The following is a 25,102-nucleotide window of genomic DNA, read 5'->3' as shown; positions in this document are numbered from 1 at the left end:
AATTGCAAGTTTCAGCCGCGCGGGCCACCCGACCCTGATTGACGAACGATAAGGATTCCCGATGGGCGACACAATCGAAAAGCGGCTGCAGGATCTCGGTATCACCCTGCCGCAAGCGGCCGCGCCGGCCGCCAACTACGTGCCTTACGCGCAGAGCGGCAACCTGCTCTTCACCGCCGGCCAGTTGCCGCTGAAGGACGGCAAGCTCGCCTTCACCGGCCTGCTCGGCCGCGACCTCGACACCGCCGCGGGCCGGGAGGCGGCGAAATTCTGCGCCGTCAACATCCTGGCGCAAGCCAGGGCTGCGCTGGGATCGCTGGAGAGAATCCGCCGCATCGTCAAGATCACCGTCTTCGTCGCCTCGACGCCGGACTTCACCGAGCAGCATCTCGTCGCCAACGGCGCGTCCGATCTTCTGGCCGCGGTCCTCGGCGAGGCCGGCAAGCATGCGCGGTCGGCGGTCGGCACGGCCTCGCTGCCGCTGAACGCCGCCGTCGAGATCGAAGCCCTCATCGAAACCGCCTGAGGCTAACCATGACCGATCTTTCCTGGCTGACGCGGCGGCCGGTCGCCCATCGCGGCCTGCACGACATGAACGACAAGGTGTGGGAGAACACGCTGCGGGCCTTCGCCCGGGCGATCGACAAGAACTACACGATCGAGTGCGACGTGCACCTCACCCTCGACAACGAGGTCGTCGTCTTCCACGACAACGACCTCAGGCGCCTTGCCGGTGAGGAAGGTTATGTCTGGCAGAAGACCGCCGCCGAGATGGGTGCCTTGAGCATCGGCACCACGCGGGACCACGCGCCGACGCTCCAGGAGACGCTCGACTTCGTCGCCGGCCGCGTGCCGCTGGTGGTCGAGCTGAAGGGCATTCCGGGACACGATGCCGGCCTCGTCGCCAAGGTCGGCGACCTGCTGAAGGACTACCCCGGCAAGGTCGCGATCATGTCGTTCGACCATTGGCTCATCCGCAACTTCTCCCGCCACGCCCCCGGCATCCCCGGCGGACTTACCGCATGGGGCGTCGCCAACCAGGAGATCGAGGCGCATTTCTCCATGCTCGCCCACGACATCGCCTTCGTTTCCTATGCCTTCGACCACCTGCCCAACCGCTTCGTCGGCTTCGTGCGCGAAAAGCTCGCCATGCCGGTGATCACCTGGACCGTGCGCGACGAGGCGGCGGCCGGGCACAGCTTCGCCCATGCCGACCAGATCACCTTCGAGGGTTTCGAGCCGCCGGAGACAGGCATGGCTTGAAAGGGCCTTGCCGCACCGCTTTCGCAATGCACATATGACCGCGATGATGCAGCGCAGCGAAGGCGGCTCGGGCAACTCCCATTCCGGACAGGCGATCCGCGTCGCCGGGTCGATGGCCGACTTTTTCCGCGAGGAGTGGGAGAGCCTTGCGGGAACCTCGCCCGACGGGCCGGGATGTGGCTATAACCCCTTCCTGTCCTTCGACTTTCTTCGGGCGCTCGAGGAGTCCGGTTGCGCCGCGGCGCGCAGCGGCTGGCAGCCGAGCCATCTGCGGCTGGAGGACGGCGCCGGTAGCCTGCTTGGCGCGGTTCCCTGCTACCTGAAGTCGCACAGCCAGGGTGAATACGTGTTCGACCACGGCTGGGCCGACGCCTTCGAGCGCGCCGGCGGAAGCTATTATCCGAAGCTGCAGGTCTCCATTCCATTCACGCCGGCCACGGGCCCCCGCCTGCTGGCGCGCCGCGATCTCGATCCGGCGGCAACCCGCGCCACGCTGGCCGCCGGGCTGAAGGCGGTCACCGACCGCATCGGCGCTTCCTCGGCCCACGTCACCTTCGCCTCCGAGGAGGACATGCGGGCGCTCTCGGCCGCCGGGTACCTGCACCGCACCGACCAGCAGTTCCATTTCTTCAACGAGGGCTATGCCAGCTATGACGACTTCCTCGCCTCGCTCGCCTCGCGCAAGCGCAAGGCGCTGAAGAAGGAGCGGCGCGAGGCGCTGTCGGCCGGCATCTCGATCGACTGGCTGACCGGAAGCGACCTGACCGAAAGGGTCTGGGACGATTTCTTCGCCTTCTACATGGACACCGGCGGGCGCAAATGGGGCCGCCCCTATCTCAACCGGAAATTCTTCTCGCTGGTCGGCGAGCGCATGGGCCGCGACGTCCTGCTGGTCATGGCGAAGCGCAACGGCCGCTATATCGCCGGAGCCATCAACTTCATCGGCTCCGACACGCTCTACGGCCGCAACTGGGGCTGCGTCGAGGACCACCCCTTCCTGCATTTCGAGGTTTGCTACCACCAGGCGATCGACTTCGCCATCGCCAGGGGCTTGCGGGTGGTGGAGGCCGGCGCCCAGGGCGAGCACAAGCTGGCGCGCGGCTACCGGCCGGTGACGACGCACTCCGCCCACTACATCGCCCATCCCGGCCTGCGCGGCGCGGTGGAGAACTACCTGACGCGCGAGCGCCAGGAGGTGGCGCGGGTCACCGAATATTTCGAGGAGCACGTGCCCTTCCGCAAGGACGCGCCGCCGGCCGGATGCTGACGACCCGCCTCAGTGCACGACGGTGCGCGAGAACAGGTTGATCACCAGCACGCCGGCCATGATCAGGGCGATGCCGATGACGGCCGGCCAGTCCAGCGCCTGGCGGAACAGCGCCCAGCCGATCGCCGTGATCAGAACGATGCCGGCCCCGCTCCAGATCGCATAGACGACACCGACGGGCATGGTGCGCAGCGGGATGGACAGAAAATAGAAGGCGAGCGCATAGCCGCCCATCGCCAGCAGCGACGGCCACAGCCGGGTGAAGCCGTCGGTCTGCTTCAGCGCGCTGGTGGCCACCACCTCGAAGCCGATCGCGACGATGAGGTAGAGATAGTTGAGCTGCATGCGCCTTCGCCCCGATTCGACGGTTGACCCGCGCGGCGGAAGGGCGATGATGCCGCCTCCCCTTCACCGCGAGATGCCCATGACGACCCCCGCCTACGACGACGACAACGTGTTCGCCAAGATCCTGCGCGGCGAAATACCGAGCCACAAGCTGTACGAGGATGAGGCCACCTTCGCCTTCATGGACATCATGCCGCGCGGCGAAGGCCACTGCCTGGTGATCCCGAAGAAGCCGTCCCGCAACATCCTCGACGTCGCGCCGGAAAGCCTGGCCGCCGTGGCCGCGACGACGCAGAGACTGGCGCGCGCCGTGGTGAAAGCCTTCTCCGCCGACGGTGTGACCGTGCAGCAGTTCAACGAGCCGGCCGGCGGCCAGGTCGTCTTCCACCTGCACGTCCACGTCATTCCGCGCTTCGACGGCGTGGCGCTGAAGCCGCATACCGGCCAGATGGAGAAGCCCGAAGTGCTGGCCGCCAATGCGGAGAAGATCAGGGCCGCGCTCGGCTGAGCGGCCAGGTTGGCGTCACCATCCCGCCGCCATGCCGGCGATCAGCGCCGCCTCGCCGACCACGATGCCGAGCAGCATGCGCTTGCCGGCGGCGAGGTAGGCGACGAAACCAAGCGCTGCCGCGCCGATGCGCAGGGCCGCCGTGGTGTCGGCCAGCGCACCGCTCGGGAATACGAACAGATTGCCGATGACCGCCGCCACCAGCGCCGTCGCCACCGCGCGCACGAACACCAGCGCTTCCGAATCCTCGCGGATGCGGCCGCCGAATGCGACGCCGAGGAAGCGCCACGCGTCCGTTGCCAGCCAGCCGGCGAGGAGGATGAACAGGAACGGCCACCACCAGGCGTCGATCGCGTCGAAGGTCATGCCGGCGCTCCATCGCCCTTGCGGCGCAACCAGTGATACAGGAACGCCCCGCCCCCGCCGATCAGGCCGGCAGCCAGCAGGTCGAAGCCGGGCAGCAGGACGTGGAAGACCGGGCCGAGCACTAGCCCCGTCGCCATCGCCACATGCCCCGCCCGCTCGCGCGCCGAGCTCCACAACGACGTCAGGAAATAGATCGGGGTGAGGAAGAGCAGCGCCGCCGTCACCCAGGCGGGAAGGCTGCCGACCAGCAGATAGACGACGCCGACGAGCAGGGTATTGCCGATCACCAGGGTGAAGCCGAGCCCCGCGTAATAGGCCGTGCGCATCTCGCGCGGGACGGCGCGCAGGCGCTCCATCGCAATCACCCACGACGTGACGGCGACGCAATGCGCCAGCACGTAGAGCACCCAGCCGCGCGTCCGTTCGGCCTTCATCTCCGGGACCAGCGCCACCACCATCGGCATCAGCCGCACCGAGGACAGCGCGACAGCGAAGGCGGCCGCGGGCAGCGAGGCACCTGACAGCACGGCACCGACCAGCACGACATTGGCCGGCAGCGCCCACACCGCGGCGACCATGAACATGCTCTCGGCCAGCGTGAAGCCGGCTTCCTTGGCCAGCCCGGCGAAGCCGACATGGGCGCTGGCGAGGATCAGGCCGGGTACGGAGCAGGCCGCGCGCACGCCGCGAAGGAGCCATCGGCGGGCGCGCCCCGGCTGGGCGGCTTGCGGATTGTCGTCATTCATCGTCCCGCGCCTAGCACATCCCGCCGCGCCGCGCGACGATCACAGCTTGGGCCACCTGCTACCGCGCCGCCTGCCGGTGCAGGGCGACGCCAGCCATCACCAGGGCGATGCCGGCGAGGTCGCGCAGGCCGGGCACCTGCGCCAGAACGACCGCGCCGACGACCGTCGCGGTGGCCGGCAGCAGCGCCAGCATCAGCGCGAAGGTGGCACGCGGCAGGCGCGACATGGCGAGCTGGTCGGAGATGTAGGGAATGACCGACGAGCAGAGGCCGACGCCGATGCCCGCCAGGACCAGCTCCGGCGAACCCAGCACCTTCAGCGCCTGCATGAAGCCGACCGGAAAGGCGAAGACGAGCGCCAGCGCCATCGCGGCGCCCAGCGTCTCCACGCCGCGTCCGGCACCGCTCTCGGCGATCCTGTGGCCGAGCACGACATAGAGCCCGAACAGCCCGGCATTGAGCGCCGCGAAGCCGAGCCCGATCGGATCGGCCGACCACCGGACGTCGATCAGCGCGAAAACGCCGGCGACGGCCAGCGTCAGCGCCAGCAGGTTGCGCGGCGTCCGCAGCCCATAGAGCGCGATGACGATGGTGCTGACGAATTCCATCGCCGCGACCAGGCTCATCGGCAGCCGCTCCAGCGCAAGGTAGAACGAGACGTTCATGACCGCGAGCGTGATGCCGAGGGCGACCAGCAGCATTCGCGATTGGCCGTCTGCCGTGCGGATCGTCTTCATTGGTCGCGTGAACGGCGCGAAGATCAGCGCCGCCGAGGCGATCCGCATCCAGGCGACGCCGAACACGCCGACTGCCGGAAAGAGCAGCACCGCGAAGGACGGGCCGAGATAGTGGAAGACGGCGCTGACCACGAACCAGGCTTGCGGCGGTACTTTTTCGGCGGCTGTATCGAGGATCGGCATTGGGACTCTATGGGTTCGGCCGTAGATCGAGATCGAGACGGCCAGAGATCGACCGCTGGCCGAGCGGCCCGACTACTTTCTGGACGAACCGAGCATGCAAGCCGCGCCTGCAATTTCCTATGGAGAAAGAACGTTGTATCCTGTCTGTTCACCGCGGTTCGCAGGCAGGAACGATGAAACGCCTTCGATATGAAAACGGGCCGGTGGACCCGGTCGACATGAAGATCCTGCGCGCCCTCGCCGATGACGCGCGGGTCAGCGTCGCCGAACTGGCGCGGCTGGTCGGCTTATCGGCGCCAAGCGTCTCGGAGCGCATCCGCCGGCTGGAGGAGAACGGCGTCATCGCCGGCTATACTGTGCGCATCGACGCTGCCGGCCTCGGCCTGCCGCTGTCGGCATGGCTCAGGGTGCGGCCATTACCGGGCGAGCTTCAGCAGGTCGCCGAAATCCTGCGCGGCCTGCCGGAGATCGTCGAGTGCGACCGTGTCACCGGCGAGGACTGCTTCATAGCCAAGGCGCATCTGCGCTCGGTCGAGCATCTGGAGCAGGTGATCGACCGGATCATCCCCTTCGCCATGACCAACACGGCGATCGTGCAATCCTCGCCGGTCGAGCGTAGGCTGCCACCGATCGGGGTGCCGGACGCAGCATAGGGTCGAACAGCCAAAAGCCCGCCGGATGGGCGGGCTCCTGGCTCATTGTTCGGATGTTGCCGGCCTGCGGTCGGCCCTACCCCTTGCGCGGCAGTTGGGGCACCAGGCTGCGCTTGCCGCCGTCCCTCGCAGGCGGCGAAGACTTCGGCTTCTGCGCGGCCGTCTTCTTGGCCGAGGCCTTCTTGGCGGCGGGTTTGCGGGCCGGCGGCTTGCGGGGCTCCTCCTCCTTCTTCGGCTTGACCGGCACCTCGTCGGCCACCGCATCGAGCTTGAGGCCCTTCTCGCCGTTCTCCTTCTCCTCGACGGTGACACGCACCGTGCCGCCCTTCTTGAGCTTGCCGAACAGCACCTCGTCGGCTAGCGGCTTCTTGATGTGCTCCTGGATGACGCGCGCCAGCGGCCGCGCGCCCATGCGCTCGTCATAGCCCTTGTCGGCCAGCCATGCGACGGCATCCGGCTGCAGGTCGAAGGTGACGCCGCGCTCCGAAAGCTGCGCCTCGAGCTGCATGACGAACTTCTGCACCACCTGATGGATCACCGGCACCGGCAGCGAGCCGAACGGGATGATCGCGTCGAGGCGGTTGCGGAACTCCGGCGTGAACAGCCGGTTGATCGCCTCCATGTCGTCGCCCTCGCGCTTCGACGAGCCGAAGCCGATCGCCGCCTTGGCCATGTCGGAGGCGCCCGCATTGGTCGTCATGATCAGGATGACGTTGCGGAAGTCGATCTGCTTGCCGTTGTGGTCGGTCAGCTTGCCGTGGTCCATGACCTGCAAGAGGATGTTGAACAGGTCCGGATGCGCCTTCTCGATCTCGTCAAGCAGGAGCACGCAGTGCGGATGCTGGTCGACGCCGTCGGTCAGCAGGCCGCCCTGGTCGAAGCCGACATAGCCGGGAGGCGCGCCGATCAGCCGCGACACGGTGTGGCGCTCCATGTATTCCGACATGTCGAAGCGCAGCAGCTCGACGCCGAGCGACGCCGCGAGCTGCTTCGCCACCTCGGTCTTGCCGACGCCGGTCGGGCCGGAGAACAGATAGCTGCCGATCGGCTTCTCCGGCTCGCGCAGGCCGGCGCGTGCCAGCTTGATCGCGGATGCCAGCGCCGAGATCGCCGTGTCCTGGCCGTAGACGACGCGGCGCAGCTCGGCGTCGAGATTGGCAAGCACCTGCTCGTCGTCGGCCGAAACCGTCTTCGGCGGGATGCGCGCCATGGTGGCGATCGTCGCCTCGATCTCCCTGATGGTGATCGTCTTCTTGCGCTTGGCCTCGGGCAGCAGCATCTGCGAGGCGCCGGTCTCGTCGATCACGTCGATCGCCTTGTCCGGCAGCTTGCGGTCGCTGATGTAGCGGGCCGACAGCTCCACCGCCGCCTTGATGGCGTCGTTGGTGAACTTCACCTGGTGGAAGTCCTCGTAGTAGGGCTTGAGGCCCTTCATGATCTCGATCGTATCGGCGATCGTCGGCTCCTTCACGTCGATCTTCTGGAAGCGGCGCACCAGCGCCCGGTCCTTCTCGAAGAACTGGCGGAACTCCTTGTAGGTGGTCGAGCCGATGCAGCGGATCGCGCCCGACGACAGCGCCGGCTTCAGCAGGTTCGATGCGTCCATGGCGCCGCCCGAGGTCGCGCCGGCGCCGATCACCGTGTGGATCTCGTCGATGAACAGGATCGCGCCGGGATACTCCTCGAGCTCCTTCACCACCTGCTTCAGCCGCTCCTCGAAGTCGCCGCGATAGCGCGTGCCGGCGAGCAGCGTGCCCATGTCGAGCGCGAAGATGGTGGCGCCGGCCAGCACCTTCGGCACGTCGCCCTCGACGATGCGCTTGGCCAGCCCCTCGGCAATCGCCGTCTTGCCGACGCCGGGGTCGCCGACATAGAGCGGGTTGTTCTTGGAGCGCCGGCACAGAATCTGGATCGTCCGGTTGATCTCGTCGGCGCGGCCGATCAGCGGGTCGATCTTGCCGGCGCGCGCCTTCTTGTTGAGGTCGACGCAATAGGCCGACAGCGCGTCCTGCTGCTTCTTCTTCGACGGGGTCTCGTCGGCGTCGCCGCCTTGCCCGCCATTGCCCTGCTCCTCCTCGACGCCGCGCGGCGCGCGGCTCTCGCCGGCGCCAGGGCGCTTGGCGATGCCGTGGCTGATGTAGTTGACCGCGTCGTAGCGGGTCATCTGCTGTTCCTGCAGGAAATAGGCGGCGTGGCTCTCGCGCTCGGCGAAGATGGCGACGAGCACGTTGGCGCCCGACACCTCGTCGCGGCCGGACGACTGCACATGGATGACGGCGCGCTGGATGACGCGCTGGAAGCCGGCGGTCGGCTTCGAATCCTCGTCGTAGCCGGTGACCAGGTTGTCGAGTTCGGTGTCGATGTAGTTGAGCACGGTGCGGCGCAACTCGTCGAGATCGACATTGCAGGCGCGCATGACGGCACCGGCCTCGGCATCGTCGATCAGCGCCAGCAGCAGGTGCTCGAGCGTCGCGTATTCGTGGTGCCGCTCATTGGCGAAAGTGAGCGCCTGGTGAAGGGCCTTTTCGAGTCCTGGTGAGAAAGCCGGCATTCAAGACCTCACTTCTTCTCCATCACGCATTGCAGCGGATGCTGGTTCTGGCGGGCGAAATCCATGACCTGAGCCACTTTGGTCTCGGCCACCTCGAAAGTATAGACCCCGCATTCGCCGACGCCGTGATTGTGGACATGCAGCATGATGCGGGTCGCCGTCTCGCGATCCTTCTGGAAGAAACGCTCCAGGATATGGATCACGAACTCCATCGGCGTGTAGTCGTCGTTCAGGATCAGCACCCTGTAGAGACTGGGTTTCTTGGTCTTCGGCTTGGTGCGCGTGATCACCGCCGTGCCCCGGCCGGGTCCTCGCCCGTCCTGGTCGCCGCCTTGCATCCTAGCCGCTTGCCACACCGTGGCTTCCCCGCCTTGTCTCACGGATCCTTTCCTTTCGCGAACCTCCGGCCCGCCCGTCTCATGTAGGTCTCCGATCACCGATTTTAAGCCCTTCTATTGGGGTGACAATATGGTCGCGATCACGACCGCATTGCACGGCGGCAACCGGTGTCCGCAAGGCCCGACAACGCAAAAAAATCCGGCCGCGAGCGACCGGATTGCCGACATGGGAGGGTGACGAGGGCTCGGACGGGGCGTCACTTCGCCCGCGAGACGAGCGATTCGAACGGCTTGTAGGCCTCCTTGGCGAGATCGGCGTAGAGACCGCCCAGCTTGCCGGATTCGGCGACGAAGCCCTCATAGGTCTTCTTGGCGTAGTCGGCCTGGACATCGAACGCAGTCTCGACCGAGCCGGCCGAGAACAGCTTCTCGATCGCCGCGGCGCCGGCCTCGTAGGACTTCTTCGTGTAGTCGGTCGTCTCGGCGACGATCGCCTGCGCGGCCTTGGAGACGGAGGCTACGCTCTTCAGGCTGCTGTCGACGAACTCCTTGCCGAACGCGCCGGTGTCTTCGAACATCGTGGTCATGGCTGTCCCTTCGGATGGATGGCGTGCATTGCAAAATAGATATTGTGCACCGCAAAATTGTCAAGGAGCCCTTGCCCGCCAAGGCCCCGCGCGAATTCGACGCAAATTTTAGAACCTAAAGCCCGAACGAATTTATGAACGCGCTGGTTACCATAAACGGATTGGTAACGCCCGCCGCCTACTCTGCCCGTTCGAGGCAGGAACCTTTGCCGCCTCCCGGTGCAACAAGAATTCAAAGGATGTAACAGTGCGTCAGGCGACGGCGGTCCGCTTTTTCCAGTTTTCCATATCCCCCAAAGCGATCGCGGCCTGTTTTCTCGCCCTGATCATCAGCGTCGGCGCCGCGTCGGCGTCCGATTCGCGCTATGCCGCCGTCGTCGTCGACGCCAATACCGGCAAGACGTTGTTCTCGGCCAATGCCGGGGCGCGCCGCTATCCGGCGTCGCTGACCAAGATGATGACGCTCTATCTCACCTTCGAGGCGCTGAAGGCCGGCAAGATCAAGAAGACGACGCCGGTCCGCTTCTCCAATGAGGCGGCCGCGCAGCCGCCGACCAAGCTCGGCGTGCGCGCCGGCGGCTCGGTGTCGGTCGAGACCGCCATCTACGCGCTGATCACCCGCTCCGCCAACGACGCGGCGCTGGCCCTTGCCGAAATGCTGGGCGGCTCGGAAGCCGGTTTCGCCAAGATGATGACCGCCAAGGCGCGTGCGCTCGGCATGGACAGCACCGTGTTCCGCAACCCGCACGGCCTGCCCAACACCGCGCAGTTCACCACCGCGCGCGACATGGCGACCCTCGGCATCGCGCTGCGCGAGCATTTCCCGCAGTACTATCCCTATTTCTCGGTGCGCTCCTTCCAGTACGGCAAGCAGCGCATCGCCAACCACAACCGCCTGCTCGGCAAGGTCGAAGGCGTCGACGGCATCAAGACTGGCTACACCCGCGCCTCCGGCTTCAACCTGGTCTCCTCCGTCACCGACGGCGACCGGCGCGTCGTCGCAGTGGTGATGGGCGGGCAGAGCGGCGCCAGCCGCGACCGCCACATGGCGGAGTTGATCGAGAAGTACCTGCCCAGGGCGAGCGGCCGCCGCGGCGGCCCGCTGGTGGCCAAGGCCGCCGGCTCCTCGTTCACGGCGATCGCCGAGGCGATTCTGCCCAAGCGCAAGGCGCCGACCCCGCAGGCCCGTCCGGACATCGACGCGGTGGCGGAGATCGCCGAAGCCGCGGACGAGACAATCGAGACGACGGCCGTCGTCGAGCAGGCCTATGCGGCCCCGGCGCCCCGCCCGCGCGCCGACATCGACGCCATGCAGACGGCCTCCGTCGAGCCGGAGGGCTGGGTCATTCAGGTGGCCTCCTCGCCGAGCAAGGTGGAAGCGGCCGCCATGCTGGAAACGACGGCGCGCAAGGCTCCGTCCGTGCTCGCCTCGACGTCCGGCTACACCGTTCCCTTCTACAAGGACGGCGTCACCTACCACCGCGTCCGCTTCGCCGGCTTCGACACCAAGGCGGCCGCCTGGAAGGCCTGCGGGCAGCTCAAGAAGCAGAACATCGGCTGCTACGCCGTCCAGAACTGAGAACACGCATTTCCGAAGTTGTAGTTCGTATCGGGAGAGTTAGTGGTGATTGGCGAGAAGGACATCCTTGGCTTCGTTGATCCGCGCCGCGAGGAACGACGTCCCGCCGAGGTCGGGGTGCAGGCGTTGCATCAGGCGGCGATGCGCCTTGCGGATATCCGCCGGGGAGGCCCCCGCTTCAAGACCAAGGATCTTGTAGGCCTCCTGCTTAGTCATGGCGCCCGCACGTGGCGCAGCTCGCTCCCCGTCGCCGTCGTCCGCCTTCGCGTTTTCGCGCCAGATGGGAAAGCGGCCGTCAAGATACGTCTCCAGTAGCTGGCGGCTCTCCGGATCGTCCGCGAGGTCGTCCCGCAGATCCCGGAGCTCGCGCAACGTCATGCTGCTCAGCATGCGCTGCTCGTGACGGCCGGCAAGCACCAGCCCGTCGAGCGCCCCGCTGTCGTGGTCCAGTTCCATTTCGAGCGCGGCGGTGCGGACGTTGGAGCGTTTGCCGGGGCTTTTCGGCTTTCGCCCGGCCTGCACCCGCGCCGCGCCGTACCACGCCAGCGCCGCCGAGATCAGAAAGCCGCCGATCCCCGACCGGCCGACCAGCAGCAGCACCAGGCCGAAGACCCCGAGCACGATCGGACCGGCGGTGCGCAGCGTGCGCGCCAGCTTGGCGGCGTCCGATTTCAGGAAGCCGGTCACGGCGGCCAGGGCGACCAGCAGGACGAGCAGGCCGCCGATCACATAGCTCATCCTTCACCCCGCATGTGTTCGATCAGCAATCTGTCCTCCGGCCGGTTGCGCGCCTCCAGCGCCTTCAACCCGCCGGTCGCGAATACAGCCACCGAGGACAGCAGCTTTGCAAGCGTCGCGGCAGCGGTCCGGTCGAAGCGGAACCAGGCGCCCTTCGACAGCCGGGCCATTTCCTTGAACGCCTTTTCGGCGACGGGATCGCGCCCCTCCTGGAACACGAAGACCGGCACGCCGAGCAGGCCGAGCCGCCCGGCCTGTTCGGCGAGCCCGTCGATCTCCTCCTCCATCGCGTCGCCGATATAGACCAGCGCATCCACCTTGCGGCGCGCCGTCTCCTTGAGGGCGTGGGCGAGGATCTTGCCGATCTGGGTGTGGCCGGCGCGGCAGTCGATCCTGGTCATGAGATCCTTGAGCGATCCGGTGTCGCGCACGAAGCGCGAGGCGCGGCATTCGCCGAAACCGCGGAAATAGGCGAGCTGGACCTCGAGCCCGCCGCTGTTGCCGACGGCGTCGAACATCTCGCCCTGCAGCCGGCAGGCCATGTCCCAGGTCGGCTGCCGGCTCATCGTGGCGTCGAGCGCCAGCACCAGCCGCCCGCCGGCATCCGTCTTGGCCTGCGCCATCGACCGCGCCAGCCGCACGAAATCGTCGATCTCGCGCGAACCGGAGCGGTCGAGCGACTTTTCCGAGCGGACCGGAATCCCGTCTTTACCCATCGGATCAAAAATGTGTCGGACGAAAGCGGCTTGCAAGCCCGATCATGTTCCGGAACCGAAGTGCGGCGAGCTGCAGGTCCACTACCGACCCGCTGTCGAGGGTGCGTTGACAGGTTCCGCCGCCGGAGCGTACATCAGGCGCGACGGTCCCTTCTCCGGAAGGGCTAAGAGGGAATGCGGTCAGGCCGTCCGGCCGAATCCGCAGCTGTCCCCGCAACTGTAGGCGGCAAGCCCGCGCCGAAAGCCACTGGAGCGATCCGGGAAGGCGGCTGAGGGCGACAACCCGCGAGCCAGGAGACCTGCCGTCGGAATCGCAATCCCACTGTCCGGCGGGTGACCCGGACGAGGAGCCGTATGACGTGACCATCGGACCGTTTCCGTCGCAGGACGCCGCCACGCCGGTCGAGGGCGTGATGCTCGTCGTCTGCTCGTCCTGCCGCGACACCGCCGGCTCGGACGCCCGGCCGCGCGCCGGCGAACTGCTCGGCAACCAGGTCCGTGAAACGGCGCAAGGCACCGGCGTAGCCGTGCGCCAGGCCGAATGCCTCGGCAACTGCAAGCGCCGCCTCAGCGCCGCTCTGCTGCGCGACGGCTGCTGGAGCTACGTGTTCGGCGACCTGACGGAGGACGACGCGCCCGACCTCGTCGCCGGCGCCCTGCTCTTCGCGACGTCGACCGACGGCCTGCTGCCTTGGCGCGGCCGCCCCGATTGCCTCAAGCGCGGGCTGGTCGCCCGCATCCCGCCCCTTGCCATCCTCGAGGACCCTTCATGACCGCTTCGCTCAACCGCGTCCCCTGCACCGTCGTCACCGGCTTCCTCGGCGCCGGCAAGACGACGATGATCCGCCACATCCTGGAAAACGCCGGCGGACGGCGACTGGCGCTGATCGTCAACGAGTTCGGCGACGTCGGCATCGACGGCGAGATTTTGAAGGGCTGCGGCGTCGAGGCTTGTCCGGAGGAGAACATCATCGAGCTGGCCAATGGCTGCCTGTGCTGCACGGTCGCGGACGATTTCGTGCCTGCGCTCGACCAGATCCTCGCCAAGGAGCCGAAGGTCGACCACATCATCATCGAGACCTCCGGCCTGGCCTTGCCGAAGCCGCTGGTGCAGGCCTTCCAATGGCCGAGCGTCAAGAGCCGCGTGACCGTCGACGGCGTGGTCGCCGTGGTCGACGGCCCGGCGCTCGCCGCCGGCAAGGTCGCCTCCGACATGGACGCGCTCGCCGCGCAGCGCGCCGCCGACGGGACGCTCGACCATGACGACCCGGTCGAGGAGGTGTTCGAGGACCAGGTCGCCTGCGCCGACCTCGTCATCCTGTCGAAGAGCGACCTGATGAACGCCGAAGCGACCGCGGCCGCCCGCAACCTGATCGACGCGCATCTTTCGCGCGCCGTGAAGGTCGTGCCGACGGCCGAGGGCCGTGTCGATCCGTCCGTGCTGCTCGGCCTTGGCCTGGCCGTCGAGGACGACATCGAGAACCGAAAAACCCATCACGACGACGAGCTCGACCACGAGCACGACGATTTCGATTCCTTCATCGTCGAGCTGCCGCGGGTGACCGACCCGGACGATCTCGCCGGGCGCATCGCCGCCGCCGCCGAGAGCGAGAACGTGCTGCGCATGAAGGGTTTCGTCGCCGTCGACGGCAAGCCGCTCAGGCTGCTCGTCCAGGCGGTCGGCCCGCGCGTCAACCACTATTACGACCGCGCCTGGACCGCCGCCGACGACCGCCGCTCGCGCCTGGTGGTGATCGGGTTGAAGGGGCTGGACCGGAATGCGGTTGAGAAGATTCTGGCGGGCTGACGGAATGCCGCGTCCCTTCGCACCCCCCTCTGTCCTGAGCTTGTCGAATGGGCCGGACATGTCCGGTCCATTCGACAAGCTCAGGACAGAGGGGGGTGTGAAGGAGTACGGACCGCCGCTGTGGCAAACGGCCGGCTTGGTCTAGGACTGCGCCATGCACATCCTGCCCACGACATCCGCATCGCTCGACGACCTGATCGAGCCGGTCGACCTGGCGCAGCAGCCGGCGGACATCGTGGCGCTGTCCTTCACCGACAGCGACCTGGCTGCCATCGCGGCGGCGTGGAAGCGCGACGAGGCCGCCCTGCCCTCGATGCGGCTCGCAGCACTCCGCGACCTTCGCCACCCCATGTCGGTCGATCTCTGGCTGGACAAGGTCGCGGCGCACGCCAAAGTGATTCTGATACGCATCCTCGGCGGCTACGACTGGTGGCGCTACGGCTGCGACCAGGTAGCCGCGCTGGCGCGGGCCAAAAATGTCCGACTCGCGCTGCTGCCCGGCGAATGCCGGGAACAGGACGAGCGGCTGGTCGAATGCTCCACCCTGCCACGCGGGGAACTCGACGCGCTGCTCGCCTTCTTCCGTGAAGGCGGACCGGACAATATGGACGCGCTCGTGCGGCGGCTCGCGGCGCTGGCGCGCGGCGACGGCGCGGCGGATGCGGCGGTGGCGGTGCCGAAGGCGGGATTTTACGGGCGCGGCGTCCTCTCCCCCCTTGAGGGGGAGATGGCCGCGCAGCGGCCAGAGGGGGTCGGTCGAGGCAGCGCTCGGCATGAAGGTCCAAGCCGCGCTCGGCCTCGGGGAACGCCGAGCACTGCCGAAATTACCCCACCCGGCCGGCCCTTCGACAAGCTCGGGACCGGCCACCCTCCCCTCGAGGGGGAGGGAAACGCACCCCCCGTCCTCGTTCTCTTCTATCGCTCCATGCTGCTCGCCGACGACGTCGCACCGATCGACGCGCTGTCCACGGCGCTGGAAGCCAGGGGTATCGCGCCGATCCCCATCTTCGTCGCCAGCCTGAAGGACCGCGAATCGATCGCGTGCGTCGAGACGGCGATCCGCGACCTCGCGCCGGCGGCGATCGTCACCGCCACCGCCTTCGCGACCGGCGCCGAGCCCGGCGCCGACACGCTGTTCGACCGCGCCGGCGTGCCGGTCTTCCAGGTGATCGTCGCCACCACCCGGCGCGAGGCCTGGGCGGAGAATGCGCGCGGCCTGGCGCCGGCCGACCTCGCCATGCACGTCGTCATGCCGGAACTCGACGGCCGCGTGCTCGCCGGCGCGCTGTCCTTCAAGGCTGCGAGCATCGTCGACCCATCGCTCGGCTTCACGGCGCAAGCCAACACGCCTGAGCCCGACCGCGTCGAGCAGGTGGCGGGGCGCATCGCTGCCTTCCTGCGGCTCGCCGCAACCCCGCGCGAACAACGCCGGCTGGCGATCCTCATCCCCGACTATCCCTCGGCGCCGGGACGCACCGGCTATGCCGTCGGCCTGGACGTTCCCGCCAGCGTGCTCGCCATGCTGCACGATCTGAAGGACGCCGGATATTGCGTTGATTCGATTCCGGAATCACCACGCGCATTGCTCGACCTGCTGGAGCGCGGTGGGCAGAGCCTGACGCTCGATGACTATCGGCGCTTGGCTATCGACCTGCCGGCTGACGCCATGGCCGCGGTCGAGGCAGCGTGGGGGGACGCGGGCGATGATTGCGATAATCCGCGCTCCTTCGCACCCCCCTCTGTCCTGAGCTTGTCGAATGGGCCGGACATCTCCCCCCTTAGGGGGGAGATTGGCAGCGTCGGCGACGCCACTCTTTCTGCAACGCCGGCGATTTGCGAAACCAATGCGGCCGGCTCAATCTCCCCCCCAGGGGGGGAGATGTCCGGCAGGACAGAGGGGGGTGCGAAGGAGCGGAGCGCATCCATTTCCACATCAAAGAAACCAAACCGCCACTTCCCCTTCCGCGCCGCCACCTTCGGCAACGTCACCGTGGCGCTCGCGCCCGACCGCGGCCGCTCCGCCGACCGCCGTGCCGACTATCACGACGCTACGCTGCCGCCGCGCCACGCGCTGGTCGCCTTCGGCCTGTGGCTGCGCGAAAGCCTCGGCTGCCATGCGCTCGTCCATGTCGGTGCCCACGGCACGCTGGAATGGCTGCCCGGCAAGGTCGTCGCCCTGAGCAAAAACTGCTTTCCTGAAATCGTCACGGGGCCCCTGCCCGTCGTCTATCCCTTCATCGTCAGCAATCCCGGCGAGGCAGCACAGGCCAAGCGCCGCATCGCGGCCGTCACCCTCGGCCATCTGCCGCCGCCGATGGCCGCCGCCGGCCATGACGGAGAGCGCCAGAAGCTGGAGCGGCTGGTCGACGAATACGCGCAGGCCGACGGCCTCGACCGCCGCCGCCGCGACCGGCTGGCCAAGCTGATCGTCGAGACCGCCGCCAAGACCGGGCTGGCCGGCGAAGCCGGTGTGGCCGAGACCGACGCGCCGGACGAGGCGCTGCGCCGCATCGACGCCTGGCTCTGCGACCTCAAGGATTTTGCCGTCAAGGACGGGCTGCACGTCTACGGCCGCGCCGCGCCCGGCGAAGCCGAGCCGCTGCGCACCGCCAGCGCCGAGGCGGAGCGCAAAAACCTGCTCGCCGCGCTCGACGGCCGCCATGTCCGCGCCGGGCCGGCCGGCGCCCCGGCGCGCGGCCGCACCGACGTGCTGCCGACCGGCCGCAACCTGTTCACCGCCGATCCGCGCACCATGCCGACGCCGACCGCCTTCGACCTCGGCAAGGCGGCGGCCGACGACGTGCTGCGCCGCTACCTGCAGGACCACGGCGACTGGCCGCGCTCGCTGGTCATCGACCTGTGGGGCAGCGCCTCCTTGCGCACCGGCGGCGAGGAGATCGCGCAGGGCCTGACGCTGATGGGCTGCCGCCCGCAATGGGACGCCGCCACCGGCCGCGTCACCGGCATCGAAGTGCTGCCGCTGGCGACGATCGGCCGGCCGCGCGTCGACGTCACTTGGCGCATATCCGGCCTGTTCCGCGACATGTTCCCGACGCAGATCGCGCTGATGGACGCCGCCGCGCGCGCCGTCGCCGCCTGTGCCGAGGAAATTGCCGACAATCCGCTCGCCGCCACCGCGCGTGCCGAAGGCAAGCCTCCCGCGCGCATCTTCGGCTCCTCGCCCGGCACCTACGGCGCCGGCATCGAAGACCTGCTGGCGCGTGGCGACTGGACAGCGCGCGAAGAGATCGGCAAGGCCTATCTGGCAGCCGCATCGCACGCCTATGGCGGCGCCGACGGCATCGGCGAAGCCGCGCCCGGGGCCTTCGCCGGCCGCATCGCCGGGGCGGACCTCCTGGTGCATACCGGCGACGACCCGACCCGCGACATCCTCGAAGGCTCGGCCGACGTCGCCTTCATCGGCGGCTTTTCGGCAGCACTTGCCGCACTCGGCAAAAATGCCGACGTGATCGTGCTCGATACCACCGACCCGGCACGGCCGAAACCGCGCTCGGTGACGGAGGCGGTGACCCGCGTGGTGCGGGCGCGCGCCACCAACCCGATCTTCATCCAAGGCCAGATGCGCCACGGCCCGCGCGGCGCATCAGAGTTCGCAGAGACGGTCGACCGGCTGGTCGGCTTCGCCGAGACCACCAATGCCATCCCCAGCGCGCTGATCGGCGCGGTGCACGACGCCTATCTCGGCGACGAACGGGTGCGCGCCTTCCTGCTACGCGAGAATCCGGCGGCGGCGCGGGCGATCGCCGAGCGTTTTGCCGCCGCGCGGCGGCGCGGCCTGTGGCACCCGCTGCGCAACTCGGTCGACGACGATCTCGCCGCGCTCATCGCCGAGGCCTCGGCCCAGGAGAAGGCGGCATGAGCGCGGCCCTCAGGCGCGGCGCCTGCCCGGCCCTGTCGGCGCCGATGCCCACCGGCGACGGGCTGCTGATCCGGCTCTCGCCCGTTTCCGGAGGACTTTCGCCGAAGTCGCTGATCGGACTCTGCGAATCGGCCGCGCGCCACGGCAACGGCGTGGTCGAGGTGACGGCACGCGGCAGCCTTCAGTTCCGCGGTTTCTCGGCGTCGTCCGCCGAGCGCTTCGCCGCCGACGTCGATGCGCTCGGCATAGCGGTGCGCACCGGCGTGCCGGTCGAGGTGAGCCCGCTGGCGGGGACGGATCCGGCCGACATCGCCGATCCGGTGCCGATAGCGGAGCGCATCCGGCGCGCAATTGCCGAGGCGGGTTTGGCGGGACGGCTGGGGCCGAAGGTCTCCGTCCTGGTCGACGGCGGCGGCAGCGTGTCCCTGGATTCGATCGCGGCGGACGTGCGGCTGACGGCGGAGGTGCGTGACGGCGGCGTGGTTTGGCAAGTGGCGATCGCGGGGGATGCAGAGACGGCGATTCCAGCCGGTCCCTTCGGTGAAGACGCCGCAGTCGGCTACGCTCTGCAGGTTCTCCAATCGATTGCGGCGCTCGGGCGCGATGGTCGGGCGCGCGACCTTCCGGTCGGCGGCCGGTTGGACCATTGGCGCCCCTTCGCACCCCCCTCTGTCCTGCCGGACATCTCCCCCCCTGGGGGGGAGATTCGCAGCGTTGACCTTGCTACGCCTCCATCTTTGGCGACTAGCGAAATCAAGGCGGCCGGCGCGATCTCCCCCCTTGTGGGGGAGATGTCCGGCAGGACAGAGGGGGGTGCGAAGGGGCGCGACCTGATAGAGGCCAGCAGCCCACCGCCCTCCCTGCCAAAGCGTACTGTCCCTTTGACCGTTCGATTGAAAAGCGACCGCCACACCTTCCCCGTCACCCTGCCCTTTGGCCATATCGACGCCGCCCCCCTCATCGACCTCGCCCGCCACGCGGAGGCGTTGGGTATCGCCGACATCCGCCCAGCCCCGGCACGCACCCTGCTGCCGATCTGCCCTTCGCTCGACTCCGCGGACGCCTTGCGCGCCGCAGCGGTAAGGCTTGGCTTCGTCACCGACCCCGCCGATCCGCGTTCACGAATCGCCGCCTGCCCGGGCGCGCCGGCCTGCGCCTCCGGAAAGATCCCGGCTCGGGAGATCGCCGAGCGCCTCGCTGGCGCGCTCGCCGACCTTACCGACTCCGATCTTTCCATCCATATCTCCGGCTGCGAAAAGGGCTGCGCCCGGCAGGCGGCGGCCGACATCGTCATCGTCGGCGGCGAAAACGGCGCCGGACTTGTCGTGCAGGGAACACCTAAGGCGACGCCCCTGGCCTACAGGTCGGCGGACGGCCTGCCGCGGGCGATCGCGGCGGTGGCAAGGATTCTGACAAATCTCGGGGCCGAGCGCGCCGGTGGCGCGAAGCCGGTGCCGGAAGCTATACGCAGCGGCCGGCGCCCGGGCGATTCGGACATTGCAGCGCTGACGCAGGACGACAAGGCCAGGCTCGCCGCGGCATTCGAACAGGGAAGACCATGACGGTTTACGACTACATCCGCGATGGCGACGCCATCTACCGGCGCTCCTTCGCCATCATCCGCGAGGAAGCCGATCTCTCGCGCTTCTCCGAGGCCCAGGCCGATGTGGCGATCCGCATGATCCATGCCTGCGGCCAGGTGGAGGCGGCGGAGCATTTCGTCTTCTCTGAGAATTTCGTGGAGGCAGCGCGAACGGCGCTGGCCGGCGGCGCGCCGATCTTCTGCGACGCCCAGATGGTGGCGCACGGCGTCACGCGCGCCCGACTGCCGGCCGGCAACGAGGTGGTCTGCACGCTGCGCGACCCGCGCACGGCGACGATCGCCGCCGAGATCGGCAATACGCGCTCGGCCGCCGCGATAAGGCTGTGGGGCGAGCGCATGGCCGGCTCGGTCGTGGCGATCGGCAATGCGCCCACCGCCCTTTTCTATCTGCTCGAACTGCTGCGCGACGGCGCGCCGAAACCGGCGGCGATCCTCGGCATGCCGGTCGGCTTCGTCGGCGCCGCCGAATCCAAGGATGCTCTTGCCGAAAATTCCTATGGCGTACCCTTCGCCATCGTACGCGGACGGCTCGGCGGCAGCGCCATGACGGCGGCCTGCCTCAACGCGCTGGCGAGGGCCGGCCTGTGACCGCGCAGTCGAAAGGGCGCCTGATCGGCGTCGGCACCGGGCCGGGCGACCCCGAATTGCTGACGCTCAAGGCGGTGCGCGCGCTCGCAGAGGCGGACGTGCTGGCGCATTTCGCCAAGCGCGGCGGCAACGGCAACGCCCGCGCCATCGTCGAGGGTCGGCTGAAGCCCGGCGTCGTCGAGCTGCCCCTGCATTATCCGGTCACCACCGAGATCGCCAAAAGCCACGACGACTACAAGGCGCATATCCTCGCCTTCTACGAGGAGTCTGCCGCGGTTGTCGCGCGCCACCTCGACGCCGGCCGCACCGTGGCGGTGCTCTCCGAGGGCGACCCGCTGTTCTACGGCTCCTACATGCACCTGCATGTGCGCCTGGCGCATCTCTATCCCACCGAAGTGGTTCCTGGCGTCACCGCCATGTCCGGCTGCTGGTCGGCCACCGGCCAGCCCATCGTCCAGGGCGACGACGTGCTCACCGTGCTGCCCGGCACCATGAGCGAATTCGAACTGGCGCGCCGGCTCAACGACACCGACGCCGCGGTGATCATGAAGGTCGGCCGCAACCTGCCGAAGATCCGCCGCGCGCTGGAGACCACCGGCAGGCTGGAGCGTGCCTTTTATGTCGAGCGCGGCACGATGGCCAACGGGGCAACGATGCGGCTGGCCGACAAGGCCGACGACGCAGCGCCGTATTTCTCGATCGTGCTGGTTCCCGGCTGGCTCGGCCGCCCCGGCAGCGTCACGGCATCCGGAGTTGTGCTGTGAGCGGCCGCCTGTTCGTCGTCGGCCTCGGTCCCGGGAGCCCGGATCAGGTCACGCCGGAAGCGCGGGCGGCGGTGGCCGAAGCCAAATTCTTCTACGGCTACAAGCCCTATCTCGACCGTCTTGACCTAACTCCCGAGCAGGTCCGCGTCGCCTCCGACAACCGCGAGGAGCTGTCGCGCGCCGAGGCCGCACTGGCGAAAGCGGCGGGGAGCGAGACGGTGGCGGTGGTTTCGGGCGGCGACCCCGGCGTGTTCGCCATGGCCGCCGCCGTCTGCGAGGCGATCGAGGCCGGACCGGCGGCCTGGCGCGACCTCGACATCACAATCGTCCCCGGCGTCACCGCGATGCTGGCGGTCGCCGCCCGCGCCGGCGCGCCGCTCGGCCATGATTTCTGCGCCATCTCCCTCTCCGACAATCTGAAGCCATGGGACGTGATCGAGCACCGGCTGACGGCGGCGGCGGCGGCCGGCTTCGTGATCGCGCTCTACAATCCGATCAGCAAGGCGCGGCCATGGCAGCTCGGCCGGGCGTTCGAACGCCTGCGGGCCGCGCTGCCGGCTGGAACGCCGGTGATCTTCGGCCGCGCCGCCGGCCGGCCGGACGAGCGCATCGAGACGATGACGCTGGCCGCGGCCGATCCGGAGCGCGCCGACATGGCGACCTGCGTCATCATAGGCTCGGCCGAGACCCGCCTGATCGCGCGCGGCGAAAGGCCGCCGCTGGTCTACACGCCGCGATCGTTCGTCCCGGCAAGCCAATGATCGATCGCCAGCACCGCCTCCGCGACGGTTTCCACCGTCCTCACCGGTGGAAGCGCCGGCCGGCGCAAGAGAAGAACCTCGATGCCGAGGGCGCGGGCGGCGGCGATCTTGCCATAGGTGGCCATTCCGCCGCTGTTCTTGGCGACGATCGCCTCGACGCCGTTTTCTTCCAGCAGCCTGCGCTCCTCGGCTTCCGCGAACGGTCCCCGCGCAAGCAGATAGGTGGCATCCGGCACCTGCAGCGGCGGCTCGACCGGATCGACGCTGCGGATGAGGTAGGAGTGCTGCGGGGCGGCCTTGAAAGGCCCGATCTCCTGCCGGCCGAGCGCCAGAAACACTTTTCGCGGCACCGCGCCGAGCGCCGAAACCGCATGGGCGGCATCGTCGACGATGGTCCAGCGGTCGCCGACGACAGCCTGCCAGGGGGCTCGGCGCAGGGCCAGCATGCCGCTGCCCGTGGACGAAGCCGCCCGCGCCGCATTGGCCGAGATGCGCGCGGCATAGGGATGCGTCGCGTCGACCAGCAGATCGATACGCTCCTCCCGCAGATAGGCGGCGAGGCCTTCGGCGCCGCCGAATCCGCCGCTGCGCACCGGCACGGGATGAACGATCGGATTGACCGTGCGGCCGGCGAGCGACAGGGTTACGGCAAGTCCGCTGCGGCCGGCAAGCCGCTCCGCCAGTTGCCGGGCTTCGGTGGTTCCGCCGAGGATGAGGATGCGATGGGTCATGGTGGCTGCTGAAGCGAAGGACGTCGCCGCGCCATGGCTCACGATCGTCGGCGTCGGCGAAGATGGTCTAGACGGTCTGGGTGCCGAGGCCAAGCGGCGGATCGCCGAAGCCGAAATCGTGTTCGGCGGCAGGCGGCATCTGGCGCTGGTGGCCGCCGCCATCTCAGGCGAGGCGCGGCCCTGGCCCTCGCCCTTCGACGCGGAGATGCGCGCCGTGACTGCTTTGCGCGGCAAGAGAGTGTGCGTGCTCGCTTCGGGAGACCCGTTCTGCCATGGCGCCGGCACCACGCTGGCACGGCATGTCGCGGCGGCGGAGTTGCGTACCATCCCGGCGCCGTCCGCCTTCTCGCTGGCAGCGAGCCGGCTCGGCTGGGCGCTTCCCGAGGTGGAGACCGTCTCGCTGCACGGCAAGCCGATCGACCTGATCCGCCCGCTGCTGCATCCCGCCACGCGCATCATCGCGCTGACTTCGGATGCGGACGGGCCCGGTGCGGTGGCCAGGCTTCTGGCGGAAACGGGTTTCGGCGCCTCACGGCTCACCGTTCTGGAGGCGCTGGGCGGCCCGAACGAGCGCATACGCACAGCGCAGGCTGCCGGCTTCGCGATGGAAGAGATCAATCCGCTCAACGTCTTGGCGATCTCGGTTGATTCAAATTCTGAAGCCAGAATCCTGCCGCTCACGCCCGGCATGGCCGACGGTCTGTTCGAGCATGACGGGCAGATCAGCAAGCGCGAGATCCGCGCGCTGACCCAGTCGGCACTGGCGCCGCGCCGCCGCGAGCTGTTGTGGGACATCGGCGCCGGCTCCGGCTCGGTGTCCATAGAATGGATGCTGCGCCATCCCTCGCTGCGCGCGATCGCCATCGAGGCCTCGCCGGAACGGGCCGGGCGGATCGCCCGCAACGCCGAGAGCTGCGGCGTTCCGGGGCTGGAGATCGTCACCGGAACGGCGCCGGCCGCGCTCGCCGGATTGCCGGCGCCCGACGCGGTCTTCGTGGGTGGTGGTGGCAGCGAGGCCGGTGTCATGGACGCCGCGATCGACGCGCTTAAATCCGGCGGCCGGTTGGTCGCCAATGCGGTGACGCTCGAAATGGAGGCGGTGCTGATCGCCTGCCAGGCCGAACGCGGTGGCGACCTGACCCGCATCGGGCTTTCGCGCGCCGCTCCGGTCGGCACCATGCAGGCCTGGCGGCCCGCCCTGCCGGTGACGCAATGGGCGTGGCAGAAGCCATGATCGTCGCGGGCATAGGCAGCGCCAGTGGCGTGACAGCGGCGGAGGTGCTCGCTGCCGTCGACGCCGCCTGCGCCGCCCATGCCGTCGAACCGTCGGACCTGGAAGCCTTGGCCGTGCCGGAAATGAAGACCGATGAGCCGGGCATTCATGCGGCGGCGCAGATATTGGGAAAGATCGTGGTGGTGATCGGCCGGGCCGAGCTGGAAGCCGCAGGCGCCGGCTCGCTGACGCACTCGGCGCGGTCCCTTAAGGCGACCGGCGCGCCGTCGGCGTCGGAGGCGACAGCGCTCGCGGCCATTGGCGCCGGCGCAAAACTGCTCGGGCCGCGTGTCGCGGCCGGTAGGGTGACCTGCGCGCTGGCATATGACGGAGTTCTGCCATGACTGTGCATTTCATCGGCGCCGGGCCGGGCGCGGCCGACCTGATCACGGTGCGCGGACGCGATCTCATCGCGCGCTGCCCGGTCTGTCTGTTTGCGGGCTCGATCGTCGCGAAAGAACTGCTCGACTGGTGCCCGCCCGGCGCAAGACTGGTCGACACAGCGCCGCTGTCGTTGGACGAGATCGAGCGGGAGTTTATCTCCGCCCACCAGGCCGGGCAGGACGTGGCGCGGCTGCATTCCGGCGATCTGTCGGTGTGGAGCGCCGTCGCCGAACAGGTGCGACGGCTGGAGAAACACGGCATCTCCTATACGCTGACGCCCGGTGTGCCGGCCTTCGCCGCAGCGGCCGCGAGCCTCGGGCGCGAGCTGACCATCCCCGAAGTGGCGCAGAGCCTGGTGCTGACGCGCGTCTCCGGCCGTGCATCGCCGATGCCGGAAAGGGAGACGCTGGCCGCCTTCGGCGCCACCGGCGCGACGCTCGCCATTCACCTCGCCATCCACGCCATCGACCGCATCGTCGCGGAACTGTCGCCGCTCTACGGCACCGATTGCCCGGTCGCCATCGTCTTCCACGCCTCTCGCGCCGACGAGCGCATCATCCGGGGCACGCTCGGCACCATCGCCGAAAAACTCGCGGCGCAGCCGATCGAGCGCACGGCGGTGATCTTCGTCGGCCGCTCGCTCGGCGCCGACGATTTTCGCGAGAGCTCGCTCTACGATCCGGCCTATCAGCGGCGTTTTCGGGAGCGGAAGTGAGGCGACCTCCCACGAAAGAG

Annotated in this window: 26 protein-coding genes and 1 riboswitch; of the genes, 16 read left to right on the top strand and 10 right to left on the bottom strand. The window is 68.5% G+C overall.

Annotated features, from left to right (window positions below):
• The first annotated feature begins 61 nt into the window (after positions 1-61).
• From C7I84_RS22545 to C7I84_RS22535, 3 genes are all read left to right on the top strand, one after another.
• Positions 62-526: a RidA family protein gene (locus C7I84_RS22545; protein WP_106774470.1), complete on the top strand. Its 465-nt coding sequence runs from the start codon at positions 62-64 to the stop codon at positions 524-526.
• Between the two features lie 8 nt (positions 527-534).
• Positions 535-1,263, top strand: coding sequence for a glycerophosphodiester phosphodiesterase (locus C7I84_RS22540; RefSeq protein WP_106774469.1), 729 nt, complete (start codon positions 535-537; stop codon positions 1,261-1,263).
• A 112-nt stretch (positions 1,264-1,375) separates the two neighbouring features.
• Positions 1,376-2,530: a GNAT family N-acetyltransferase gene (locus C7I84_RS22535; protein WP_425351381.1), complete on the top strand. Its 1,155-nt coding sequence runs from the start codon at positions 1,376-1,378 to the stop codon at positions 2,528-2,530.
• Between the two features lie 9 nt (positions 2,531-2,539).
• Here C7I84_RS22535 and C7I84_RS22530 read toward each other — a convergent pair whose 3' ends face one another.
• Complete coding sequence (locus tag C7I84_RS22530) at positions 2,540-2,875, bottom strand: DMT family transporter (protein ID WP_106774468.1); 336 nt, start codon at positions 2,873-2,875, stop codon at positions 2,540-2,542.
• 79 nt (positions 2,876-2,954) lie between these two features.
• Between C7I84_RS22530 and C7I84_RS22525 the strand changes: the two genes are divergently transcribed.
• Positions 2,955-3,383 (top strand): HIT family protein, encoded by a 429-nt coding sequence (locus C7I84_RS22525; protein WP_106774482.1) that lies wholly within the window; start codon positions 2,955-2,957, stop codon positions 3,381-3,383.
• 15 nt (positions 3,384-3,398) lie between these two features.
• On the opposite strand, the gene C7I84_RS22520 is transcribed toward C7I84_RS22525, so the two are convergent.
• From C7I84_RS22520 to C7I84_RS22510, 3 genes are read right to left on the bottom strand one after another with little or no spacing between them, the layout of a single operon-like run.
• Entirely contained in the window at positions 3,399-3,749 is a 351-nt protein-coding gene (locus tag C7I84_RS22520; RefSeq protein ID WP_106774467.1) for an AzlD domain-containing protein, read from the bottom strand.
• Positions 3,746-4,495 carry an AzlC family ABC transporter permease gene (locus C7I84_RS22515; RefSeq protein ID WP_106774466.1) on the bottom strand — a complete coding sequence of 250 codons (750 nt, stop codon included), beginning with the start codon at positions 4,493-4,495 and terminating at the stop codon, positions 3,746-3,748. Before C7I84_RS22515 ends, C7I84_RS22520 begins: the two co-directional genes overlap by 4 nt.
• 58 nt (positions 4,496-4,553) lie before the next feature.
• The gene (locus C7I84_RS22510; protein ID WP_106774465.1) at positions 4,554-5,414 is read right to left on the bottom strand and encodes an EamA family transporter; all 861 of its coding nucleotides are present in this window, start codon (positions 5,412-5,414) and stop codon (positions 4,554-4,556) included.
• 173 nt (positions 5,415-5,587) lie between these two features.
• Here C7I84_RS22510 and C7I84_RS22505 point away from each other — a divergent pair, with 173 nt between their 5' ends.
• Complete coding sequence (locus C7I84_RS22505; RefSeq protein WP_106774464.1) at positions 5,588-6,067, top strand: Lrp/AsnC family transcriptional regulator; 480 nt, start codon at positions 5,588-5,590, stop codon at positions 6,065-6,067.
• 76 nt (positions 6,068-6,143) lie between these two features.
• On the opposite strand, the gene clpA is transcribed toward C7I84_RS22505, so the two are convergent.
• From clpA to C7I84_RS22490, 3 genes are all read right to left on the bottom strand, one after another.
• On the bottom strand, positions 6,144-8,618 hold the full coding sequence (clpA, locus tag C7I84_RS22500) for an ATP-dependent Clp protease ATP-binding subunit ClpA (RefSeq protein ID WP_106774463.1): 2,475 nt from the start codon (positions 8,616-8,618) through the stop codon (positions 6,144-6,146).
• An 8-nt stretch (positions 8,619-8,626) separates the two neighbouring features.
• Positions 8,627-8,956, bottom strand: a complete 330-nt coding sequence (gene clpS / locus C7I84_RS22495) for an ATP-dependent Clp protease adapter ClpS (protein WP_106774462.1) — start codon at positions 8,954-8,956, stop codon at positions 8,627-8,629.
• Between the two features lie 257 nt (positions 8,957-9,213).
• On the bottom strand, positions 9,214-9,543 hold the full coding sequence (locus C7I84_RS22490) for a phasin family protein (RefSeq protein ID WP_106774461.1): 330 nt from the start codon (positions 9,541-9,543) through the stop codon (positions 9,214-9,216).
• Positions 9,544-9,790: 247 nt separating this feature from the next.
• Between C7I84_RS22490 and C7I84_RS22485 the strand changes: the two genes are divergently transcribed.
• Positions 9,791-11,122, top strand: a complete 1,332-nt coding sequence (locus C7I84_RS22485) for a D-alanyl-D-alanine carboxypeptidase (protein WP_106774460.1) — start codon at positions 9,791-9,793, stop codon at positions 11,120-11,122.
• A 39-nt stretch (positions 11,123-11,161) separates the two neighbouring features.
• On the opposite strand, the gene C7I84_RS22480 is transcribed toward C7I84_RS22485, so the two are convergent.
• Together C7I84_RS22480 and C7I84_RS22475 are read right to left on the bottom strand one after the other, a co-directional pair.
• Positions 11,162-11,860, bottom strand: coding sequence for a DnaJ domain-containing protein (locus C7I84_RS22480; RefSeq protein WP_106774459.1), 699 nt, complete (start codon positions 11,858-11,860; stop codon positions 11,162-11,164).
• The gene (locus C7I84_RS22475) at positions 11,857-12,576 is read right to left on the bottom strand and encodes a hypothetical protein (RefSeq protein WP_106774458.1); all 720 of its coding nucleotides are present in this window, start codon (positions 12,574-12,576) and stop codon (positions 11,857-11,859) included. Before C7I84_RS22475 ends, C7I84_RS22480 begins: the two co-directional genes overlap by 4 nt.
• 127 nt (positions 12,577-12,703) lie before the next feature.
• Positions 12,704-12,897: riboswitch (cobalamin riboswitch) on the top strand.
• Between the two features lie 92 nt (positions 12,898-12,989).
• Here C7I84_RS22475 and C7I84_RS22470 point away from each other — a divergent pair.
• From C7I84_RS22470 to C7I84_RS22440, 7 genes are all read left to right on the top strand, one after another.
• The gene (locus C7I84_RS22470; RefSeq protein WP_106774481.1) at positions 12,990-13,349 is read left to right on the top strand and encodes a DUF1636 family protein; all 360 of its coding nucleotides are present in this window, start codon (positions 12,990-12,992) and stop codon (positions 13,347-13,349) included.
• Complete coding sequence (cobW, locus tag C7I84_RS22465; RefSeq protein ID WP_106774457.1) at positions 13,346-14,383, top strand: cobalamin biosynthesis protein CobW; 1,038 nt, start codon at positions 13,346-13,348, stop codon at positions 14,381-14,383. Before C7I84_RS22470 ends, cobW begins: the two co-directional genes overlap by 4 nt.
• Positions 14,384-14,537: 154 nt before the next feature.
• Complete coding sequence (locus tag C7I84_RS22460; RefSeq protein ID WP_106774456.1) at positions 14,538-18,263, top strand: cobaltochelatase subunit CobN; 3,726 nt, start codon at positions 14,538-14,540, stop codon at positions 18,261-18,263.
• The gene (cobG, locus tag C7I84_RS22455; protein WP_106774455.1) at positions 18,260-19,825 is read left to right on the top strand and encodes a precorrin-3B synthase; all 1,566 of its coding nucleotides are present in this window, start codon (positions 18,260-18,262) and stop codon (positions 19,823-19,825) included. The genes C7I84_RS22460 and cobG overlap by 4 nt, the downstream gene beginning before the upstream one ends.
• Positions 19,822-20,454, top strand: coding sequence for a precorrin-8X methylmutase (locus C7I84_RS22450; protein ID WP_106774454.1), 633 nt, complete (start codon positions 19,822-19,824; stop codon positions 20,452-20,454). The genes cobG and C7I84_RS22450 overlap by 4 nt, the downstream gene beginning before the upstream one ends.
• A complete protein-coding gene (locus C7I84_RS22445) occupies positions 20,451-21,218 on the top strand; it encodes a precorrin-2 C(20)-methyltransferase (RefSeq protein ID WP_106774453.1) in 768 nt (255 codons plus the stop codon). Before C7I84_RS22450 ends, C7I84_RS22445 begins: the two co-directional genes overlap by 4 nt.
• Entirely contained in the window at positions 21,215-21,979 is a 765-nt protein-coding gene (locus tag C7I84_RS22440) for a precorrin-3B C(17)-methyltransferase (RefSeq protein ID WP_106774452.1), read from the top strand. The genes C7I84_RS22445 and C7I84_RS22440 overlap by 4 nt, the downstream gene beginning before the upstream one ends.
• Here the strand turns inward: C7I84_RS22440 and C7I84_RS22435 are convergent.
• Positions 21,943-22,710, bottom strand: a complete 768-nt coding sequence (locus C7I84_RS22435; RefSeq protein WP_106774451.1) for a cobalt-precorrin-6A reductase — start codon at positions 22,708-22,710, stop codon at positions 21,943-21,945. The genes C7I84_RS22440 and C7I84_RS22435 overlap by 37 nt on opposite strands.
• Between C7I84_RS22435 and cbiE the strand changes: the two genes are divergently transcribed.
• The 3 genes from cbiE to cobM are packed head-to-tail and all read left to right on the top strand — an operon-like array spanning position 22,709 to position 25,082.
• Positions 22,709-23,944 carry a precorrin-6y C5,15-methyltransferase (decarboxylating) subunit CbiE gene (gene cbiE, locus C7I84_RS22430; protein ID WP_106774450.1) on the top strand — a complete coding sequence of 412 codons (1,236 nt, stop codon included), beginning with the start codon at positions 22,709-22,711 and terminating at the stop codon, positions 23,942-23,944. The genes C7I84_RS22435 and cbiE overlap by 2 nt on opposite strands.
• Positions 23,941-24,327, top strand: coding sequence for a cobalamin biosynthesis protein (locus tag C7I84_RS22425; RefSeq protein ID WP_106774449.1), 387 nt, complete (start codon positions 23,941-23,943; stop codon positions 24,325-24,327). The genes cbiE and C7I84_RS22425 overlap by 4 nt, the downstream gene beginning before the upstream one ends.
• A complete protein-coding gene (cobM, locus tag C7I84_RS22420) occupies positions 24,324-25,082 on the top strand; it encodes a precorrin-4 C(11)-methyltransferase (protein ID WP_106774448.1) in 759 nt (252 codons plus the stop codon). Before C7I84_RS22425 ends, cobM begins: the two co-directional genes overlap by 4 nt.
• Positions 25,083-25,102 lie beyond the last annotated feature (20 nt).

It is taken from the genome of Kumtagia ephedrae (genome assembly GCF_003012745.1).
In the GTDB taxonomy this organism is placed as follows: domain Bacteria; phylum Pseudomonadota; class Alphaproteobacteria; order Rhizobiales; family Rhizobiaceae; genus Kumtagia; species Kumtagia ephedrae.
Note: the sequence above shows the minus strand (reverse complement) of the source record. Positions and strands in the feature narration are given on the sequence as shown.